Source organism: Oscillospiraceae bacterium MB08-C2-2 (genome assembly GCA_035621215.1).
Taxonomy (GTDB): Bacteria; Bacillota; Clostridia; order Oscillospirales; family Ruminococcaceae; genus WRAV01.
Genome location: CP141729.1, coordinates 2,506,749 through 2,526,518, shown reverse-complemented (window position 1 = coordinate 2,526,518; position 19,770 = coordinate 2,506,749). Strand labels below are relative to the sequence as shown.

17 protein-coding genes are annotated in these 19,770 nt (G+C 49.2%); 7 read left to right on the top strand and 10 right to left on the bottom strand.

Annotated features, from left to right (window positions below; all coding sequences use genetic code 11):
* Positions 1 to 33 precede the first annotated feature (33 nt).
* Positions 34 to 864, bottom strand: coding sequence for a MotA/TolQ/ExbB proton channel family protein (locus tag U6B65_11355; protein WRS26919.1), 831 nt, complete (start codon positions 862 to 864; stop codon positions 34 to 36).
* Positions 865 to 1,977: 1,113 nt separating this feature from the next.
* Between U6B65_11355 and U6B65_11350 the strand changes: the two genes are divergently transcribed.
* From U6B65_11350 to U6B65_11335, 4 genes are all read left to right on the top strand, one after another.
* Positions 1,978 to 3,150: a site-specific integrase gene (locus U6B65_11350; GenBank protein WRS26918.1), complete on the top strand. Its 1,173-nt coding sequence runs from the start codon at positions 1,978 to 1,980 to the stop codon at positions 3,148 to 3,150.
* Between the two features lie 353 nt (positions 3,151 to 3,503).
* Entirely contained in the window at positions 3,504 to 5,276 is a 1,773-nt protein-coding gene (locus U6B65_11345) for a HAMP domain-containing methyl-accepting chemotaxis protein (GenBank protein WRS26917.1), read from the top strand.
* 79 nt (positions 5,277 to 5,355) lie between these two features.
* A complete protein-coding gene (locus U6B65_11340) occupies positions 5,356 to 5,874 on the top strand; it encodes a chemotaxis protein CheW (GenBank protein WRS26916.1) in 519 nt (172 codons plus the stop codon).
* A 321-nt stretch (positions 5,875 to 6,195) separates the two neighbouring features.
* Positions 6,196 to 6,468, top strand: a complete 273-nt coding sequence (locus U6B65_11335; GenBank protein ID WRS26915.1) for an EAL domain-containing protein — start codon at positions 6,196 to 6,198, stop codon at positions 6,466 to 6,468.
* A 194-nt stretch (positions 6,469 to 6,662) separates the two neighbouring features.
* On the opposite strand, the gene U6B65_11330 is transcribed toward U6B65_11335, so the two are convergent.
* Entirely contained in the window at positions 6,663 to 7,013 is a 351-nt protein-coding gene (locus tag U6B65_11330; GenBank protein ID WRS26914.1) for an arsenate reductase family protein, read from the bottom strand.
* A gap of 407 nt (positions 7,014 to 7,420) precedes the next feature.
* Between U6B65_11330 and U6B65_11325 the strand changes: the two genes are divergently transcribed.
* Positions 7,421 to 8,167 (top strand): EcsC family protein, encoded by a 747-nt coding sequence (locus tag U6B65_11325; protein ID WRS26913.1) that lies wholly within the window; start codon positions 7,421 to 7,423, stop codon positions 8,165 to 8,167.
* A gap of 82 nt (positions 8,168 to 8,249) precedes the next feature.
* On the opposite strand, the gene U6B65_11320 is transcribed toward U6B65_11325, so the two are convergent.
* The 8 genes from U6B65_11320 to pyk form a co-directional block, all read right to left on the bottom strand.
* The gene (locus U6B65_11320; protein ID WRS26912.1) at positions 8,250 to 9,173 is read right to left on the bottom strand and encodes a LysR family transcriptional regulator; all 924 of its coding nucleotides are present in this window, start codon (positions 9,171 to 9,173) and stop codon (positions 8,250 to 8,252) included.
* A gap of 401 nt (positions 9,174 to 9,574) precedes the next feature.
* Complete coding sequence (locus U6B65_11315; GenBank protein WRS26911.1) at positions 9,575 to 11,143, bottom strand: DUF4173 domain-containing protein; 1,569 nt, start codon at positions 11,141 to 11,143, stop codon at positions 9,575 to 9,577.
* A complete protein-coding gene (locus U6B65_11310) occupies positions 11,133 to 11,333 on the bottom strand; it encodes a helix-turn-helix transcriptional regulator (protein WRS28947.1) in 201 nt (66 codons plus the stop codon). Before U6B65_11310 ends, U6B65_11315 begins: the two co-directional genes overlap by 11 nt.
* A gap of 45 nt (positions 11,334 to 11,378) precedes the next feature.
* The gene (locus U6B65_11305) at positions 11,379 to 11,837 is read right to left on the bottom strand and encodes a DUF2975 domain-containing protein (GenBank protein ID WRS26910.1); all 459 of its coding nucleotides are present in this window, start codon (positions 11,835 to 11,837) and stop codon (positions 11,379 to 11,381) included.
* Between the two features lie 216 nt (positions 11,838 to 12,053).
* Positions 12,054 to 12,407 carry a hypothetical protein gene (locus U6B65_11300; protein WRS26909.1) on the bottom strand — a complete coding sequence of 118 codons (354 nt, stop codon included), beginning with the start codon at positions 12,405 to 12,407 and terminating at the stop codon, positions 12,054 to 12,056.
* A 60-nt stretch (positions 12,408 to 12,467) separates the two neighbouring features.
* The gene (locus U6B65_11295; GenBank protein ID WRS26908.1) at positions 12,468 to 13,364 is read right to left on the bottom strand and encodes a GDSL-type esterase/lipase family protein; all 897 of its coding nucleotides are present in this window, start codon (positions 13,362 to 13,364) and stop codon (positions 12,468 to 12,470) included.
* A 134-nt stretch (positions 13,365 to 13,498) separates the two neighbouring features.
* Positions 13,499 to 14,362 carry a class B sortase gene (locus U6B65_11290; protein ID WRS26907.1) on the bottom strand — a complete coding sequence of 288 codons (864 nt, stop codon included), beginning with the start codon at positions 14,360 to 14,362 and terminating at the stop codon, positions 13,499 to 13,501.
* A gap of 133 nt (positions 14,363 to 14,495) precedes the next feature.
* The gene (gene pyk, locus U6B65_11285) at positions 14,496 to 16,253 is read right to left on the bottom strand and encodes a pyruvate kinase (protein ID WRS26906.1); all 1,758 of its coding nucleotides are present in this window, start codon (positions 16,251 to 16,253) and stop codon (positions 14,496 to 14,498) included.
* 708 nt (positions 16,254 to 16,961) lie between these two features.
* Here pyk and U6B65_11280 point away from each other — a divergent pair.
* Both U6B65_11280 and murD read left to right on the top strand, forming a co-directional pair.
* Positions 16,962 to 17,969, top strand: coding sequence for a carbohydrate kinase (locus tag U6B65_11280; GenBank protein ID WRS26905.1), 1,008 nt, complete (start codon positions 16,962 to 16,964; stop codon positions 17,967 to 17,969).
* A 397-nt stretch (positions 17,970 to 18,366) separates the two neighbouring features.
* The gene (gene murD, locus U6B65_11275) at positions 18,367 to 19,770 is read left to right on the top strand and encodes a UDP-N-acetylmuramoyl-L-alanine--D-glutamate ligase (GenBank protein ID WRS26904.1); all 1,404 of its coding nucleotides are present in this window, start codon (positions 18,367 to 18,369) and stop codon (positions 19,768 to 19,770) included.

Below are 19,770 nucleotides of genomic sequence, written 5' to 3'. Positions count from 1 at the left end.
TATCACCGCTTCAAAAATGGGGATATGTCAGGCTTAGGCAGCCTTGGTCTTTTTCTTTTTCTTCTTTGTATCTTCAAAATCAATGCTGTTGCCCTTTTTATCGTTTTTGATATTCATATAGGCAGTCAGCTCTGCTTCAATCATTCTCGGGTTTCTGCCCTGGTGAATGCTCAGAAGGCCTTCCAGAACCAGCTCGTTTCGGCTGAATTCTTCGTCAGCCATAACCTTGAGCCGTTTTGCCAGTGGCGAAAACAGAACATTGGCGATAACACCGCCATAGAAGGAAGAAACCAGCTCAATGGCCATCATAGGCCCCAACGAGGTGGGATCATCCAAACTGGTCAGCATGGGGATAAGGCCGATGTAGGTACCCACCAACCCAAGAGATGGTGCTGTAGCGGCAACCAGCTCGATCATGGAAGCACCTTTGCTGTGTCTTTTTTTGGTGAAGTACATAACACCTTCCATGTGTTTTCTTAAATCTTCTTCGCTGATGCCGTCGGCAATCAGAAGCATTCCCTCTTGAAGGAATTTGTCATCCTCATATTGGGGGGCTTGATCCTCCAAGGCCATAAGGCCCTTGCTTCGGGCTTCCTTTGCAAGCTCCACCAAGGTTTCAATATCTTGTGGAATATCGATGTGGGTCTTTATAAATGCACGCCTGAGGGTAGGAAAAAACAGCTTCAATTTAGAGGGAGGGAACACCGTTAGAACCGTAGCTGTTGTGCCGCCGATAATAATAAAGAAGGATGGCAGGTTCCAAAAAAGCATAGGGTCGTGGGATTCCAAGACAGCACTGAAAATAAAGCCTATACCAAGCAGAAATCCAAACCAGGCAGATAAGGATATTTTGGATTTTTTCATTTAATAAGGACCTCCCCAAAAATCGAACTACCGACAGCAATTCTTGACCGAGTTCGCACGCCAAACAAATTGCGGTGCCAAATCTCAAAAAATTTGCACCGCAAGCCATAATTTGTGACCGCATATAGCCTGAACAAAACAGGGGCAATATACTTTTGTATTATATTCTAATCCACATTATATAAAACATTACCCAAAAAAGATAGTGGAGAAACGCAAATTCCGACAAGAAAAGACATATTTAGACAAATCAAACAAATTATCCCACCTGTATTGTAACCATTCACTCCAATAAAGAATGCTTCTTAGAAAATTGGCAGTCTGGCGAGCCTTATCTGGCTGACAGTGAAAGAAACTATCAACCAATTAGGAAAACGCCTTGCTCTGCTGTGTTTATCTGGAAATTTTATCCAAATTTATAGCACGCGGCTCAGTTGAGCCTCTGCCCAGATCTATTGCATATATATTCATGGCTTCTCAAAATCGTTCGGTTCTCTTGATCTGTAAATCAGCCACTCATTTCCGAAAAGCTGATTCTAAAGATAAATAACACTGGAAGACTTTGGCAGAAACGCATTTTGGCAGAAAGAACTCACTCACTTATTTTTACCCTTTGCTTACAACTCGCCGCTCCAAAAAAGTGCCCCTATCAGGCAAACCCATTGGGCCTGTTTGATGAAAGAATAGTTTTCGATAAACAATCCATTGCGTCTGGTACTTACAGTCAGTATACTGTCTCTATGTAAGATTGCTAATCTTCAAATATTCTTTTGCTCCTGCAAACGAATATTGTGACTATCACCCTGCGTGGTATTAAAAACAGCCCATGAACCTCCCCCCACAGACTGTGGGAGGTTGGCACATGAGCTGTAATTTATACCCGCTTATCTTGAAAGAAACAGTCGCAGTCTATTTAAAACCGAGACCCCTCAGTTTGACACACTACGACAATTTTCATTATAGATAGTCTGATTTTATTTGTCAATCTCAACCAAAAATTCAACCTTCAGGATAGCACGCAGATCAATCTGTTATGGAAAATGCAGTTTTTTTCGCTAATACGAAAAAATTCGCCGTCAGCATAACCGTCATTATGAAAGGAGTCATAAAGAAATGCCTCGTAAGGGAGAAAATATTTATAAACGCAAGGATGGAAGATGGGAAGGGCGGTTAATCGGGCCGGATGGCAAATACCAATATTTCTATGCCAAGACCTATCGGGATGTTCGGGCTAAAATGAAGGAGAATGACAGGCCGGAAAAAAGTGTCCCAAAAGAGCAGGCCGATAAGCCCGCCCTGGCGGCGGACCTGATGGAAAGCTGGTTAAACGGAACAGCAGCCCGACTCAAGCGCTCCACCTATGACAGTTACTACCACTGTTTGCAGGGCTATGTGCTCCCCCATTTTCGTTTAAGCGAGAATCAAAGCCTTTCGGAGGAGTCTGTTCTATGCTTTGTGAAATCTATTACCCATAATTCCACCATCTCAGAAGCATATCAGAAAAAAATTTTGTCTATCTTCAAAACTGCTCTGCGAGATATATGCAAAAACTCACCGGAGCAACTGTATCTGGCGGGTATGATTGTTATGCCCAAAATTACTCAACAAAAAGAAATTCCCGTGTTTTCTATGAAGGAACAGCGGCTCCTTGAGCAAACCATAATCGATGCAGACGACAGCCGCCTTCTGGGAATTCTGCTGTGCTTCTATACCGGCATACGGCTGGGGGAGCTGTGTGCCCTCAAATGGTGTGATTTTGATTTTGAAGCCGGGAATATGTCCATTTGCCGAACCGTATCAAGAATCCGCAGCCAGCAACCCGACGGCCCAAAAACGCAGCTCCTTGTGGGTGCTCCTAAAAGCCGGTCTTCTCTGCGCAAAATTCCCTTGCCGGCCTTTCTGCTCAGGCAGCTGTCAGAGCGTTCCCTTACCGCCAGGGAGGAAAGCTGCTATATGCTTTCAGGAACAGCGCATCCTTTCGATCCCCGTATCTATCAAAGGCTGTATAAGAGTTTGCTGAAAAAGACCGGAATCCGGGAGCGGAAGTTCCATGCCACCCGGCACACCTTCGCAACACGGGCTTTGGAGCTGGGCGTGGATATAAAAACTCTAAGCGAGCTTTTGGGCCATGCCAATGTCAGCATTACGCTGAATGTTTATGCTCACTCTCTGATGGAGCAAAAGGTTTTGGCCATTAAAAAGCTAAACGATCTGCATACCGTGCAAATGGCTGCGCCCCCATTCACCGTCAATCCCGCCGTCATCAAATCCACTGTTTCTGTATAGAATGCCAAAACACTCCCGTTTACCGCTGTTTTAAATAGACTGCGACTATGCAGGACTGCCAACCAATAGTATTATACCTGTCGTTGCAACCCGCTATACATACCGCCATAGTATGTATATACGCCTTCCTTATTTGAAGGCCTTATGCTGGATTTGTGATTTGAAAGGAGGATACCCCTTAAATCCAGCTTCATTCTTATGGCGTCATTGGCACAGTATAAGCGTATTCCCAGGCAATCAAAAGGGATTACCCCTGTTGCGCTCCGTATACGCACGAAACAACCCAGGTTTCGATTGTGCCCGGCATTTCCCCCTATTTAAACGCGGATAAAAAATTGGAGGTTTTGAAAGCTGTGAAGAATTTTAAAGATTTTAACATTGCACGCAAAATATTAACCGGATTTTTGGTTTTGGTACTGCTCACTCTGCTTGTTGGCGGTGTGGGTGCTTTTGGTATGGCGAACATCAACCAGATGGATACCTATCTGTATGAAATGCAGACCAAACCAATTGGCAATTTGATTAACGCCTTGGATGCACTGTATCAAATTCGCCTTGACCTGCGCAATGCCATTATCAGTGCCGGTAATACGGAACAAGTTGCGGAGTATGAGAAAAAAACGGCGGAAAATGTTGAGAGCTTCCGAAGAAATTTAGAGGAATACCGCCCCACCATCACTGCAGACGTAACAATAGCGTTGCTTGAAGAAACCAACCAGTTTTTTGAAAACACCTATGTGCCTCTTGCAAATCAGGTTATGGCATTATCAAAAGCAAATAAACAGGCAGATGCGAACGCGGCCTTAAACAAAGCCAACGATCAAGTTACCCTAATCTTTGACAATATGAACCAAATCGTGGCTAATCGAATGACCTCCGCCCAAAAGACCAGCGATTCGAATGGACAAACCTCTATAATTTTGATGATTGTTTTGGTTGGGGTGATTGTCGTAAGCGCCGTGGTTGCCACTGTTATGGGTCTTCGCATTTCCAATATTATCAGCAAACCCATCGGCCAGGTGGTCAATGCTGCCAATCAGATTGCTTTAGGCCGTGTGGATGTTGACCTAAGTGATATAAACTCCAAGGACGAAACCGGAGAGCTTGCCGGCTCCTTTATGAAAATGCTGGCTGGTATTCGGGAGCAGGTAGCGGTTGCCGAACTGATCAGCAACGGCGATTTTACACAGGTTGTTCCTCTGCGCTCCGATGAGGATGTGCTGGGTTTGGCGCTCCAGAAAATCGAGCGGGATCTCAGTCACACTTTGCAAATTATCAGCACAGCGGCCGATCAAGTTAACACCGGCGCCAATCAGGTTTCCAGTGCATCACAGGCCTTAGCTTCCGGTGCGGCAGAGCAGGCCGCCACTGTGGAAGAGCTCAACGCCTCCATTGCCAGCGTTACCCAGCAGGCCGAGCAGAATGTAGGGAATGTTCGCAAGGCCACCGAACATGTAAACCAAGTAGGCCATGCAGCCTCCGAAAGCAACCAGTATATGCAGCGGCTGGATAAAGCAATGGGTGAAATCGGGGAATCCTCCCAGCAGATATCCAAGATCACCAAGCTGGTGGAGGATATCGCCTTTCAGACAAATATTCTTGCCCTCAATGCAGCCGTAGAAGCCGCCCGGGCAGGAAATGCCGGCAAGGGCTTTGCCGTAGTCGCTGATGAAGTGCGCAACCTTGCGGCTAAATCAGCCGAGGCCGCCAAGCAGACCGCCGACTTGATTCAGAAATCCGTTTCTTCCATCGCCGAAGGCGGCCGTCTGGCGGCCGAGACCTTGAAGCTTCTGGAAAATGTATCGGATAAGGCCCAGCTGGTGGATCACGCAATTCGTCAAATTGAAAGCGCCTCCACAGAGCAGGCCGGTGCCATCGAACAAATCAATCAGGGCCTCACGCAGGTTTCTGCCGTTGTGCAGACCAATGCGGCCACTGCGGAAGAAAGCTCTGCCTCCAGCGAGGAGCTGGCGGGGCAAGCCCAGACCCTGCAAGACGAAGTATCCCGCTTCAAGCTGGCAGAGGTCTCCAAGCACTTTTCTCTGGAAATACCCAGCCACCCCACCACGCCCGCATACGAGAGCGAATCCAGCTTTGCTCTTCTTTCGGGAGTCAGCAAATACTAATGCATTTAAACGGGGCGGCGATGTTTCCCTTGAAGCACTGCCCTTATACTGTGCTTTAAAACCTAAAGGAGGTACCCCCATGCAATCCCAAGACAAATTCAGCGCGGATCAACAGGAGGACCATGTCACCGGAAGATACTTGACCTTTTTTATTGATAAACAGCTTTTCGGCATCCCTGTAGGGGATGTGGTGCAAATTGTGGGAATTCAAAAGACCACCCAACTGCCGGAGCATCCGGATTACATAAAAGGCATCATCAACCTGCGGGGGCAGATTATCCCGGTAATTGATATACGCCTGCGTTTGGGCAAGCCCGAAGCCATTTACACCGATCGCACCTGTATCATCATCACCCACATCGAAGAAAGTGATTTTGGGCTGATTGTGGATGAGGTGGATGAGGTAATTGATATTGCGCCGAGCCTAGTTTCTCCGCCACCCAGAATCAAATCCGAGAAGGAATCTTCCTTTTTGGAGGGGGTTGCCCGGCTAAACTCGGGAAACAGCTCCATGGAAAGGGTAGCCTTGCTCATTCACCCTGCCACCATTCTCTGCGCAGATGAAGTTCAGGCGCTTGCGCAAATTTCACAGATATAAAATCCAAAGTTTTATCGGTTGCCAGCTGCGAGGTGCTGCAAAGAAATTGCGGCATTCTCCTGCTGGCTTTATTGATGCACCGACCCGCTGATTTCTAAGCTGATATACTCTTTTAGACAACCGATCTATTTGGTAGATATTCTACTATAATACTATAAAGGCATTGCCCACAGCGTCGAATTTCCCCGAAATATGTATATATTTTGCGAAAATCCTCTAAACTTGCTCTTTGGGGAAATATAGGCTCTATGCAAGACCGCCTTAAACACCGCTGTCTTGCTGCACAAAGCTTTGGCTGATGCATGCGGGAAGAAATGATCCATGCGAAAAAACAAGCCGCCGGATCGGACATTGAAGCTGGATAAAGGCATTATCAACAATTGTGTAACCGATCCGGTCAGCCGGTCGATTGTAAAGGGAATGGTTAAAACGGGTAGAATCACCGGGGCGATGTGCCTTGCCGAGGGGGCCGAAATGCCGGAGCAGCCAGAAGCCCTGCGGGAATCAGGTTGTGATTATGCGCAGGGTTACTATTACAACAAGCCTCTGGTTCCAGAAGAATTTGAACAAAAATATCTGGTGGCCTTGGCCTGAAAATCAGATTTAGCTGCATGGGCAATTGCCCTCTCGTGTCTGTATAAGCGGAAGACTTTGTTCTTGCGATTTTCCACACATATATAAAAGGCAGAAGCAGGCGATGTGTAATCGCAAAGCTTCTGCCTTTTTGGTTGTATAGCCCCGATCTGCTGAAAGAGGCTTTTCTTGCAACGGGCGGCCACTGTGAGAGGCTATTGCAGGCGTGTTTCCCATTCCGCCTGCTTAAAGCCTACCAAGACAAAGTCTTCTCCCACCACAAGCGGCCGTTTAACCAGCATACCGTCGGTGGCCAAAAGGGCAAGCTGTTCTTCCTCTGTCATGGTGGGCAATTTATCCTTGAGCCCCAGCGCCTTATACTGCAACCCACTGGTATTGAAAAAGCGCTTTAAGGGAAGGCCGCTTTTCTTATACCACAGGCGAAGCTCCTCCAGCGTGGGGTTTTGCTCCTTGATGTTGCGCAGTTCATACGGGGTGGCTTGCTGCTCCAGCCATTTGCCCGCCTTCTGGCAGGTGGTGCATTTGGGATAACAGATAAACAGCATTGTTTTTTCCTCCCTATAAAAGCGATGTTGGCTTTATATATTCTACTATGACAGCATAACAGCCCTTCGGGGATTTGTCTACCCAATCAAAAAGGGGATGTTCATATTTGCCCCCGGTATTTCCGGAAGTTCTTTATACAAGCTCCACCCGCTTTGTAGTGAGGCGGCCCCTGCCACGCCAAAACACTCATAATTCTAATTTTTATTTATATAGCGAATTCTCCATTTAAAAACAAATAATCCTTCTGTCTTTTTGCTCTCTGAACCATGCCCTATATGCTCGGCTCTACAGAAAATCCAAAAAGAAAAGATGCATTCCCACCCATTATCGGATATACTGATACTATCCATCGGCACCGGCTGGAGCGGCTTCGGGTTGCCACAGTCCTTGGGAGGTACTCATAAAAATGAATTTATACCAGAAGCATGTAGACGCACAGCTGGATAGATGGCACAGCGAAATACTGGGCAGTGCCGGTCTTTTGGAGCGGGCCTCTAAGGGCATTCAAAACAGCACCCAAAAGCTGATTCCCGCCAAAGTGCAGAAGGCCATTACAGCAGCGGTGGAAACACTGGTCCAGTCCATTCTGTATGGCTCGGGGTTTCTCAGCATTCAGGAGGATACCAGCAATCTTTTGCTGGCTGAGCGGGATTTTTTGGTGCAGGAGCAGTTCCAGAGCTATAAAAAGGCGGCTGTTGTCCAAGGCGTGGGGCTGGGTGCAGGCGGGGTAATTCTGGGGCTGGCCGATCTGCCCACCCTGATGGCGATAAAGATTAAGTTTTTATTTGACAGCGCCAAGCTTTATGGCTACGACCCTTCCCTCCGGGAAGAGCGGCTGTTTATGCTTTATGTGTTTCAGCTTGCTTTTTCCAGCCGGGAGCATCGGCTGGATACCTTCCACATACTGGAAGGGTGGGAAAGTAACCCTCGCCCAGAGCTGGACTGGGAAAAATTCCAAACCGAATACCGGGATTATATCGATCTGGCTAAGCTTTTGCAGCTTTTGCCGGTGGTGGGCAGTCTGGCCGGAGGCACCGCCAACCACAATCTGATGAACCGGCTCAAGGTCAACACCATGAACTGCTACCGGATGCGGATTTTAGAGAGGCGATGGCCGGAAACAGCCGCCCAAAAAATCTGGCGCAAAAGATAGCCAAATGAAAAAAAGAGGCTTCTCTACCCAAACGGGAGAAGCTTCTTTTTTCGGCCGAATTTATGTATGGTACAGCTTGTTTTTAAAGCAGGTCGCTGCTCTCAATGGCGGCTTTGAGCATGGTGATAAAGTTCTGCGCACCTTCTGTAAGGGAATCGCTTTGCCGCTTGATATAACCCAGCTGCAAGTTTTTCTCGCTGCCCTTTACCCGGATCGCCCGGATAGCCGTCTCCTCATAGGCATGGTTTGGCAGATAAACGCCAAAACAGCACAAATCGGTGTTGGATAGAAAGGAAAGCAGGGCATTGTCGCTGTTGGTTGTGGCCACCTGATTGAGCATACCAAAACAGCTCATGGCCGGGTCCAGCGGCTCCAGATGCTGTTCCATGGAAAAAGAATCGCTCACCGGCTGGATAAACCGCAAGTCTTTAAGCTCCCCAACCTCAACGGATTCCCGGTGATAGAGAGGGTGCTTCTTACCCGCATAAATACAGGCCTCTCTGTAACAAATGGGCTGAAACTCCAGCCTTTTATGCCACAGAAGATGGCCGAAGCACCCCATCTGCTCACCGGAAATATAGGCGATCCCAATCTCAGACTGCCTTTTTTCCACGTTCTCGATGATGTTTTCGGTGGTGCCCTCTAGAAACTCAAAATTGGAGGAAGGCTCCTTATAAAGGTTATAGTAATCGGTGTATACCTTGGCGATCATTTTGCTGGGATAGGAGGATATACTGAAAACCTGTTTGGCGCTGTTTTGGGCTATAGAAGTCATAATATCCACATTTTTCAGAACACTGCGGGCGTAGCTCCAAAGCTTGCGGCCCTCGGGGGTCAGCTCCATCCCTTTGCTGGTTCTGGTAAAAAGGGGACAGCCCAGCTCTCTTTCCAAGGAAGCGATGGTTTTGCTCACATTGGGCTGTGAGGTATAAAGCTGCTCCGCCGCCTTGTTGACCCCGCCGCATTTCACGGTGGTAACAAAAAAGTTCAATTGCTTGAGCTCCACAAAAGCTCCCTCCCCTGCCCCCAATGGTTCGCATTGCCCTATGAGGTTAACCTTATATAACTTATTTATTTTAACACACATTTTCACCATATGCAACATTTGCTTTACGGGCGTAGACAAAAGTCTACACCCTTTATGGGGGGCATCCAATGCCCCCCATATCCCCCCCGGATTGCGCCGCTCCGGCTCAAAAAGTGGAATTCCTGCGCCGAAACAAATTCGGCGCAGGAAGAATTACGCATCAAAACCATAAGGCCTTCAAGCTAAAGGCACTTATGTCTACAGTCTGAAAGCAAGCTTTGCTTGCTTTTGAAAACGTTGGTTTCGTTTTCAAGTTTATTGACTATAAAACCCGGCGGATGCAGGAAGCTCCCACACCCACCGGGTATTGTTTAAACGGCTTATTCTTTTGGCTCAAGAGCTTTGCGCATTTTCAAGCTGGAAAAGCTGTAGCCTTCCCCTCTGGGATAAAAAAGCATAACTCTTGAAAGCTTCTCCTCTGCTATGCCACCTTCCATCAGCGCTAAAATAGAATCATCTGAAAAACCATCAACGAAATATTCGTTTTCCTCCATCCATTGGTTGACCTCCCAGTGGGCCAGATTGCTGCGGATAATCAGCGCCTCCGGGTTGCTGTAGCCCAAAACGACAAACCACCCAAGGAGGATAAAGGCACAAAGGGCCATCAGCGGCAGCTTCTCTTTTAGCATCCGAACCGCGCACAGCACCAGCACCACCGCCAGATACACAATAAACCATGCCGAAAGCAGCCTTAGCCAAGTCATACCGTAGCTCTGAATATACAGCCGGAGCCGCAGAACCGCAGAAACCAGCATAAAGCCGGTCAGCACCAGCAGTGCCGCCAAAAGCCCTCGGATCACAGAATGCTTTTCTGTATAGCGGAGAAACAGCCCAAAAAGGGATACGTTAATTCCCGCCACCACAATCAGCTGCCAAAAGCCCTGCCGGGCATATGCCGAATAGCTCACCCCATCAGGGAGGCCTGCGCCGGCAAAGAGATAGGTGAACTGTATCACACAAAACAAGGCATACAGCGCCGTTACGATACCCAGCGCCACCCCGCAGGCCACAGCATCCAGCCGCCTTTCCTTCTTGGCCGCCACCGGGGGCACCCGGTTAAACCGCACATTCCAAAGGAAGGAAAAAAACAGCAGGGTGGCAAGCGCCGTTGTGATCAGATGACTGACTACGCTGGTAAAATTGAAATGAAACCGAATATTCTCTAGAATCCGGGCAAACATTTGATCCGCCCCCGCCAAAAGAGGCAAAACCACCACCAGAATCGGCAGAGCAAGCAGCAAACCCAGCAGCACCCTTTTGAGAGTGGAGTTTTTGCTCTTTTTCTCCTCTTCCCCTTTATTGCCTGCAAGGGCCTCAAAAAACAGCGGAATAGCAGAAAAGGGCTTTACAAACCAACCTGCCAGCCATTCTATCGCCAAGGCCCCGGTCTGCTTGAGGGTAAAGTTCCCGGCTGTATAACGGGCGTGGGCCATGAGAACAGCGGGAATTACCAGCAGGCTGAGGCCCCCAAAGCTGGAACGGTAATCGAAAACAAAGTTCCAGACACACAGCGCCCCAGCCGCTCCGGCCACAAACCACATGGCCCGATCCTTCTTAAGCCGCTCCCAGTTGAGGGCATAAAAAACCACCAGATAGCAAAGCCAGAATATCCCGCTGAAAAAGGGTATATCCAGCCAGCTTCCCCCCGGCACCGCCAGAATCAGCCGGTCGTATAAAAGGCCGATCAGCAAAGCAATCGGCACCAGCAGCCTCTGTGCCTTGGTATACACCCTTTTTTCAGGCGGTAGGTCTGCCGGATTTTCCTTTGGCAATGCGTCTCTTTCCTGCCCAGCAAGGGCCATATCGGCGGTCAGTGCCTGGGCGCTTTCCACCCCTGTGGGCTGTTTGGCGGATGCTTTCTCCGGCAGTGAAGAAGGGCTATTGTTCATCCATTTCATCCTCCTCTTCAACATATTCCAGCAAATCCCCCGGCTGGCAATCCAATTCTCTGCACAGCCTGTTGAGGGTAGAAAGCCGTATGGCCTTGCCCTTTCCGTTTTTCAGAATGGAAAGATTTGCTTGTGTCAGGTCAATTCTTGCGGCCAGCTCAGTGAGGCCGATCTTGCGCTTGGCCATCATAATATCCAAATTCACGACTATCACGGATTTCACTTCCCCCTTCGGTTAAATTGTCAGGTCATTTTCCTGCTTGAAAATCACAGCCTGATTGAAAAGATCAGACAGTGTAAAGGCAAAAAGCCCGCCCACAAGCAAAATAACACCACAGCCAAGGGTCAGGATGGTGAAATAATAAAGGCACTTACCAAAAAACAAAGCCGCTGTCAGGATGGCAACAATGCCGATTCGCCGAAGCGTTCTTACATTTTTGGCAATAAAGGGATCAGCCGGTATGGTGCGAAGCATGCCCAGCATTTCGGCCAGCATCCATAGCGCCAACACCCCAACCACCATAAGAAAGCTTAGGATAAAGGTGCGGTAGCCCGGCTGTACCGAATAGGCATCGTACAAAATAAGCAGATAGGTATCCAGCAAAAAAGGCAGTGTCACCACCAGAAAAAGGCCGATAGCAAATACAGTGCAGATAGCGGCGGCCAGCGCCTTGGAGGCTACTGATTTTTTCATAACATCACATCTCCCGCAACATTTTCAATGATGCTATCATAACACACCCATTATTGCAAGTCAATGTTATTTTATTGTTTTTCGATAAATATTTAGCCTTTATCGATATGATCTACTCTCTTGAATTGTTATCTGGCCAAGTAGTAATGTCGGATTAAACATAAAAAGCCGCATAAACCCTCCTGAAAGGGTCTGTGTGGCACAAAAAACACAGATTTAAATAATTTTTAAAAGGTAGTTGACCAAAACTCCGGTCAGCACAGTGGAAAAGCCCATACACAGCCCAAGATAAAACCGGCGGCCTGCCGTGGGGATGATCGCCCGGGAAAGCCCCCCAAAAAGCAGAGCCGATAAAACCAGCCCAAAAACATCCATGCTCACAGCGAAGGTAGCAAAGCCCATGGGGATGTTCCTGCCCCAGAAATAATACAGCACCATTCCCAGCAGGTGAAAGGCCGGCACCAAAAGCAGGGGCCAAAGTAAAACGGTAAACACCCGCCTGCCGGAGCGGATAAACATATACAGCATAATCCCAATAATGGCAACAATGGCTCCGCATTCAGCAACCATGTCAAATTCCTCCTCACAGAACGGTCAATTGGGGCTTACAGACAAAGAACAGCATCCCGCTCAGACTTGCGCTTTCGCAGCGGTATGGCTGCGCAGATAATCAAACCACTTCACGTGATATTCCGCTGTCAGGTGCATGCCATCCACCGGGCTTGCCAGCTCTGGCAGTGCACCAGCGCTGTTTTGAACCGCACCGGCCGGGTGAATGTAATAGGCTCCCACCTCACCGGCCAAATTCATCAGGGCCAGATTATACTGCTGAATGTTCTCGGTGGTCAGGCTGGGGTTCTCGGTCTGGCAGGCGGCGGTTACCGGCAGCACAGACTGAACATACACGGCCATTCCGGGGAAGTTCTTTTTTAGCTCTGTCAGCAAAAGGCGGTAACCCGCCAGCAGCTCTTCCTGAGAGGCACCTTGAGCCAGTGCGTCGGCTCCCAGCATAATATAGGCTTTGCCCCGGGGCTGAATCTCATGGAGCACACCCATAAAGGAGATCATCTGCTCCCCTGTGGAGAAAGCCGCATCGGTCAGAGCCGCTTCCGGAGTGAGTCCGGGCAGTGCCAGAACCGCCGCTCCCTTTGCAACCTGATAGCGCCCAATGCTCAGAGAGGAGGTATCGCCGATGAAAACAGCATCCTCAAACCAAGAGGCCTCCACTGGATCATGCCAGGTCAGCCGGCCGGTGAAGAGTGCGGAAAGCTCTGCCGCCGCATCGGCCTCCTGCTGGGGAGAATCCGTGTGGGTGGCTTTATCCGGCCACACGGCCGATTCCTCTTCCGAAGAGGAAGAAGCCCGATCCGGAACCAAAGGCAGCTCCAAATCAACCTGCTGTGCCTGAATCTCCCGGCTTTGCCAGAAAGCAGCCAGCCCAAAGGCAACGCCCACCACCACAGCCACCGAAGCCAAAATAGCAATCAGGCCGGGCCCATACCGAAAAGGCTTCCGGTTTACACGCATTCTTCACACACCTCCTTCTCTCTGAAAGTTCCGGGCAAACCGGGCATTTACAAAATTGGCCTGCAGCAAGTGCAGACCAATTTAAGTGACTTGTTTAAATGGCCGGCACCAAAAACAAGCCTGTGCTATTAAAGTTATTTAGGCATTTTAGGGTTGGGATTCTGCTTAACATTGGCGGTTTCCTTGAGGGCTTCGCCATCGGGAACCAGCCGGCCCATAACCACATAGCGGTATTTATTGGGGTAAGAGCTGACAATGTTATAGCAGCAGGTGGAAAGCGTGATGATATGATCGCTGGCCGAAACATCGATACCCTCATAAATCTGCCACGAGGATTTGTTTGCCTCGGAAATAATGTTCATGAAATCGGCATCACTGAGGTTGGGGTCGTTGTAGTTGACATCAATATCAGTAAAGTATACAGCGAAAACCTCATAAGCATAATCCCCGTTTTCGGTGGAGAAGAAAATATAGGGATTCTCCTTGGCGAAATCCTCTTTGAGATACCGCTTGAGCTGTGTGAACAGGGGCTCGCCGGTATCATCTGGGTTATCGTTCATGCTGTGGCCATAGAGCACCATATTGCGGGAATTCTCGTTGGCCTTAGCACCATACTTAACCCGGAAATCGGCATAATAAATGCCATTGTCGGAATAGCGCAAATCAAAGTTCTTGCGCAGATAATAGTCGTTATCCTTGGACTGAACCACTACATCATCAATGATGGTGCCGGGAACCTGAAGCCAGCCCACTGTATCTTTATTATCCTCTTTGGCGCCCTTGACCTGCTCAGTGAGCTTGGGCCGGAGCACGCCGCCCAAAAACTCATCCGGGGCTTTAATGGGGTTGAGATACAGAACCGAGCTGTATGGGCTGCTTTCATCCTGCGATGAAGAGCTTTCTGAAGCCGGGGTTCCCCGGTTGCCGCAACCAGCCAGCGAAAGGGTCAAAACCACTGCCAGCAAAACAGCCAGCACTTTGTATCCATGTGTTCTCATTTATAAAGCTTACCTCCGTTTATGTGCTTTGGCAGTTGCAGCAAAAATTTTCCGGTAACTGCCCTTGGAAATATCCGGCCCGAAAAACCGGCAAGAATGCCAATGCGCAAGGAATAACGTGGAACGCCCGAGACTACATTGGCAAAGAAAGATTGGCCACAACGCCTCTTTCGGCATCCACTGTAACATTAGTGCCGCTTTTTAGAATTTTTGTTGCACCGTGTGCTCCCACAATTACTGGAATATCCAGGGCCATTCCCACAATCGCGGCATGAGAATTGATGCCTTCTGCCTCGGTTACAATGGCGGAAGCATTCTTGAGCAGGGGGAGCATTTCATTGGAGCTGCTGCCAATCACCAGAATATCCCCCGGGCGAAAAGTCCTGAAAGCTTCCTCTTCAGATTGGGCCACACAAAGAGTACCGGATGTTGAAAGATGATTGATGCCGGTGCCGCCCACAAGAACATCACCCACAACATGCACCTTAAGCAGGTTGGTTGTGCCGGAAATGCCCAGAGGCACACCGGTGGTGATAACCACCACATCCCCATCCTGAACCACACCCGCTTTGCGTGCGGCATCCACAGTATGAGAAAAGAGCTGGTTTACATCGTCCTTTTCCTCTACCAAGAGGGGGAGCACACCCCAAGAAAGGTTGAGCTGCCGCCAGGTTTTTTCACTGAGAGTGCAGCCTAAAATCGGAATATCGGGGCGGTATTTGCTGATCATACGGGCGGCCTGACCGGAAATGGTAACGGTAATGATGGCGGTTGCACCCAAATCATAGGCCGTGGTGCAGGTGGCATGGCCAATGGCATTGGTTACGTTGGCATTTTCCAAACGGCTGCCCTCTCTGTTATAGAAACGGCGCTCATAATCAATATCCCGCTCGGTACGCTCCGCAATCCGGGCCATGGTTTTAACAGCCTGAACCGGATACAGCCCGGCGGCGGTTTCACCCGAAAGCATAATGGCGCTGGTTCCATCGTAAATAGCGTTGGCAACGTCGGTGGCCTCCGCCCGGGTGGGGCGGGGGTTTTTAATCATGCTATCCAGCATTTGAGTAGCAGTGATAACCATCTTGCCTGCATTATAACATTTCTTTATTAATATTTTTTGAATAGACGGCACTTCTTCAAAAGGAATTTCAACACCCATGTCGCCACGGGCCACCATAATGCCATCCGAAATACGCAGGATGTCGTCAATATTCCGAACACCCTCGGCATTTTCAATTTTTGCAATGATTTTAACATCGCTGCAGTTCTGCTCCTGCAGAATGTGGCGGATTTCCACAATGTCTTCGGCACTGCGGACAAAAGATGCCGCAATAAAATCGAAGCCCATCTTCAGGCCCGCTATAATATCGGCCCGGTCGGCCTCGCTGATATAGGGCATGGAAAGGTTAACCCCCGGAAGGTTAACTCCCTTGCGGTTGGAAATTTCTCCCCCATTGACCACCCGGCAGTGAATATCTCCATCCCCGGCCGAAAGAACAGTCAGCTCAATGAGGCCATCATCCAGCAGGATGGTATCCCCCTGATGAACATCATAGGAAAGGCGCTTGTAGGTTATAGTGGAAATAGAAGAATCGCCCTCCACCTCTTCGGAGGTAAGAGTGAATTCGCCGCCATCCTCCAAAGTCGCTTTTCCGCCTTTAAACAGCCCAAGGCGCACCTCAGGGCCTCTTGTATCCAGCAGGGCGGCCACCGGGCGGCCAAGCTTTTCCCGGGCGGCACTAAGAGTATCCAGCATTGCCTTGTGGCTCTCGTGGGTTCCGTGGGAGAAATTGAACCGTGCCACATCCATACCAGCTAGAATAAGCTGTTCCATAATTTCAGGGGTTTGGGATGCAAGCCCCAGAGTGCATACAATTTTAGTTTTTCTCATGGTATACTCCTTTTTAATGTCTTCAGCCCTGCGGGGCACTCTCTATTTCTTAACCCACACCAAAACAATATGTATCATATTGTTCTTAAAAACCGCGGCAGTCGGATATGGTTTCAACCTTTCGGCCAGTCCCTAAAAGCGCTGTAAAGAGCTGCTTTGGAGTAACGTTTTTATGGGGCCGTATGCGGCAGAAAAAATCCTTTGTCAAAAAAGCGATTCATATTAGATACTACTCTAACAGGTGGCGCACTGTCAATGTATATAACAAAATTGTAACCAGCCTGCCTTCTGGAATACTGATTTTTACGGTTGTATATTTATACCAAAAGTATATCTTTTTCTGGAAAAACTGTCAAAAGAATTTGGTTTTCGACCCTAATTGGTCAATTATTCGACTTTCTCAGTGGAAAACTCGGTGGAAAGTGTTAATAACCAGCGGATAAAACGGGGAAAACTCCTGAAAACCTTTAAGTTTTCAACACAAATAGAGCTTCCAATTGTTTACAATTCGTATAACCTATAACCAGATTTTGCCGTCCAGAGGAGCATTTGCGGACTCTGGGGCAAAAAACATAAAAGCTTCTTTACAAACTTATTACGAAACGGTATTCTAATACTGTGAACTCAGTGAGGTATGGGCGCCTCTTTCGGCCAGGCGCTCTGCTTCTTCGAAAAATCGGCCTCCTTCGGCACGAGGAGCAGGCCAATATGCAAACGGAAAGCGAGGGTCAATACAAGATGTACGATTTAATTTCCACCGGTGAAATTCTCATTGACTTTTTGGATCAATCGGCAGGCGCCAAGGATACAGTAGCCTTTCTCGGTGCTCCAGGGGGGGCTCCCTGCAACGCTTTGGCACAGGCTGCCAAGCTGGGGCGGCACTGCGCCTTTCTGGGCAAGGTGGGCGAGGATATGTTTGGCACCTTTTTAAAGGATTTTGTGGCTGGTCTGGGCATTGATACCCGCTATCTGCTCACCACCGACGAGGCCAACACCACGCTGGCCTTTGTCAAGCTGGATGAAGGCGGCGACCGCAGCTTTTCTTTTTACCGCAAGCCGGGTGCGGATACCCTGCTTTCCAAGGAAGACATTGACCCGGCTTTTATTACCGACTGCGGCATCTTCCTTTATGGCAGTGTTTCCATGTCTATGGAGCCGGAGCGCAGCGCTGTTTTTTATATGTTGGAGCTGCTTCAGCAGCAGAGCTGCCTGCGTGCTTATGATCCCAACCTCCGCTTCAACCTTTGGAGCAGCCGGGAAGATGCCCGCCATTTTGCATTAAAAGGAATGGAGCACGCCGATATCCTCAAGCTTTCAGAAGAAGAAATCCTCTTTTTATCCGGCAAGGCCACCATCGAAGAGGGTATTGCTCATTTAATGGCCAAATATCCTATTAAAATGGTGTTGGCCACACTGGGCAAATATGGCTGTGAGCTTTTTTGGAGCGGAAAGCACCAGCGTTTTTATACTTACGACACCAAAACAGTGGATACCACCGCCGCCGGAGATTCCTTTTTCGGTGCCTTCCTCAGCTGCCTGAAAGGCTATAATCGTTCCACGCTGGGTGAGCTTACCTTTGAACAGCTCAGTGATATGGTGGATTTTGCCAACGCCGCCGGTGCTCTCACCACCTCTAAAAAAGGTGCCATTACCTCTATGCCCGGTGAAGAAGAAATCAGAAGCTGCATGGTGAGTGTACCCAAGCTGATCTTATAGGCCTCCTTTTTTAAAAGAGAAACGAACGCATACCTGCTTAAACAGCAAAGCTTTAAAGCAATGCCGCCTTTCCCCATTCAAGGGAAGGGGCGGTATTTTTTTAAGATCTCCTGCGCAAACCCAGTTTATGAATCATGGCTAGAAGACAACATTCTTTTGACAGAGCCTTTCTTTCTGTGTGGAGAACACGGCCCGAAACTGTCTTCTATCCAGACTTTCCGCCTTTTCCCTAGTCTTGAATATATTTAGGATAAAAATTGAATAAATATGGAAAGCGGTATATAATGATTCTGTTATGCCCAAATTTTTATTGGGACTAAATTATACGGTTTCACCATGAAAATATAGACCCGATCCCCTGCTGGATGGAATCGGGTGAATTGAGGTGTTGACAGCATTGAACCAGAAACTGGAGAGCTTTTTTGATAGCCTGAAAGGAAAAACCGTAGCCTTTATGGGGCTGGGGGTTTCCCACCGGGATTTAATCTCCCTTTTCGCTGCCCGGGGCATTCGGGTGCTGGCCTGCGATAAGCGCAGCCGGGAACAGCTGGGTGAACTGGCTGAGGAAATGGAAGCTAAGGGAGCCATCCTCCATTTGGGGGAGCATTATTTTGAAAATCTGGAAGCGGATGTCCTTTTCCGCACACCGGGAATGAATTTTTTTCTGCCTGAGCTGACGGCCTTCCGCCAGCAGGGCGGTGTTGTAACCAGTGAGATGGAGGTGTTCTTTGACCTTTGCCCCTGCCCCATTTACGCTGTAACCGGCAGCGACGGCAAAACCACCACCACCACCCTTATTGCCAAGATGCTGGAGCAGACCGGGTTCACCGTTCACCTTGGGGGCAACATCGGGCGGGCGCTTCTGCCCATTATCGAAGATATCCAGCCGGGGCATCGGGCAGTGGTGGAGCTTTCCAGCTTTCAGCTGATTTCCATGCGTTCCTCCCCTAACGTGGCGGTGGTCACCAATGTGGCCCCCAACCATTTGGATGTCCACAAGGATATGGCGGAATATGTGGATGCAAAGAAGAACCTGCTTCTCCACCAAAATGCTTTCTCCCGGACTGTGCTCAACCGGGATAACGACTATACCCGTTCCTTTGCCCAGCTTGTGCGGGGGGAACAGCTTTGGTTCACACGTGGTGAACAGCCGGAAAACGGTGCCTTCCTAGCATCGAATGGAACCCTTTCCATGGCGTTCCATGGGCAGGTGATCCCGGTTGTTCACAAGGATGACATCCGCATCCCCGGCATCCACAATGTGGAAAACTATTTAGCCGCCATCAGCGCTGTATGGGGCACCGTGTCCCCCGAGGCCATGACGGAGGTCGCCAAAACCTTCGGCGGCGTGGAGCACCGTATCGAGCTGGTTCGGGAACTGGAAGGGGTTCGCTGGTATAACGACAGCATTGCCTCCTCCCCCAGCCGCACCATTGCGGGGCTGAATTCCTTTAATCAAAAGATTATTATGCTGGCAGGCGGGTATGATAAAAAAATACCCTTTGAGCCGCTGGCCCCGGTGATTTTGGAGAAAGTGAAGCTTTTGATTCTCACTGGCCACACCGCCGATAAAATCCAGCAGGCGGTCACCAGCTGCTCCGATTATGAACAAAGCGGGCTGGTGATTGTGCGGGCGCAAAACATGCAGGAGGCGGTAACGCTGGCACAGAGCCGTGCCAAAGCCGGGGATGTGGTTTCCCTTTCGCCCGCCTGCGCCAGCTTTGATGCTTACCCCAACTTTGAGGCCAGAGGCCGCCATTTCAAGGAGCTTGTAACCGCTCTGGAGCCGCTGGCAAAATAG

What these genes read in the sequence shown, in the direction of transcription:
- U6B65_11355 (WRS26919.1), bottom strand. Translation starts at nt 864, where the DNA reads ATGAAAAAATCCAAAATATCCTTATCTGCCTGGTTTGGATTTCTGCTT.
- U6B65_11350 (WRS26918.1), top strand. Translation starts at nt 1,978, where the DNA reads ATGCCTCGTAAGGGAGAAAATATTTATAAACGCAAGGATGGAAGATGG.
- U6B65_11340 (WRS26916.1), top strand. Translation starts at nt 5,356, where the DNA reads ATGCAATCCCAAGACAAATTCAGCGCGGATCAACAGGAGGACCATGTC.
- U6B65_11335 (WRS26915.1), top strand. Translation starts at nt 6,196, where the DNA reads ATGCGAAAAAACAAGCCGCCGGATCGGACATTGAAGCTGGATAAAGGC.
- U6B65_11330 (WRS26914.1), bottom strand. Translation starts at nt 7,013, where the DNA reads ATGCTGTTTATCTGTTATCCCAAATGCACCACCTGCCAGAAGGCGGGC.
- U6B65_11325 (WRS26913.1), top strand. Translation starts at nt 7,421, where the DNA reads ATGAATTTATACCAGAAGCATGTAGACGCACAGCTGGATAGATGGCAC.
- U6B65_11315 (WRS26911.1), bottom strand. Translation starts at nt 11,143, where the DNA reads ATGAACAATAGCCCTTCTTCACTGCCGGAGAAAGCATCCGCCAAACAG.
- U6B65_11310 (WRS28947.1), bottom strand. Translation starts at nt 11,333, where the DNA reads ATGATGGCCAAGCGCAAGATCGGCCTCACTGAGCTGGCCGCAAGAATT.
- U6B65_11305 (WRS26910.1), bottom strand. Translation starts at nt 11,837, where the DNA reads ATGAAAAAATCAGTAGCCTCCAAGGCGCTGGCCGCCGCTATCTGCACT.
- U6B65_11300 (WRS26909.1), bottom strand. Translation starts at nt 12,407, where the DNA reads ATGGTTGCTGAATGCGGAGCCATTGTTGCCATTATTGGGATTATGCTG.
- U6B65_11295 (WRS26908.1), bottom strand. Translation starts at nt 13,364, where the DNA reads ATGCGTGTAAACCGGAAGCCTTTTCGGTATGGGCCCGGCCTGATTGCT.
- U6B65_11290 (WRS26907.1), bottom strand. Translation starts at nt 14,362, where the DNA reads ATGAGAACACATGGATACAAAGTGCTGGCTGTTTTGCTGGCAGTGGTT.
- pyk (WRS26906.1), bottom strand. Translation starts at nt 16,253, where the DNA reads ATGAGAAAAACTAAAATTGTATGCACTCTGGGGCTTGCATCCCAAACC.
- U6B65_11280 (WRS26905.1), top strand. Translation starts at nt 16,962, where the DNA reads ATGCAAACGGAAAGCGAGGGTCAATACAAGATGTACGATTTAATTTCC.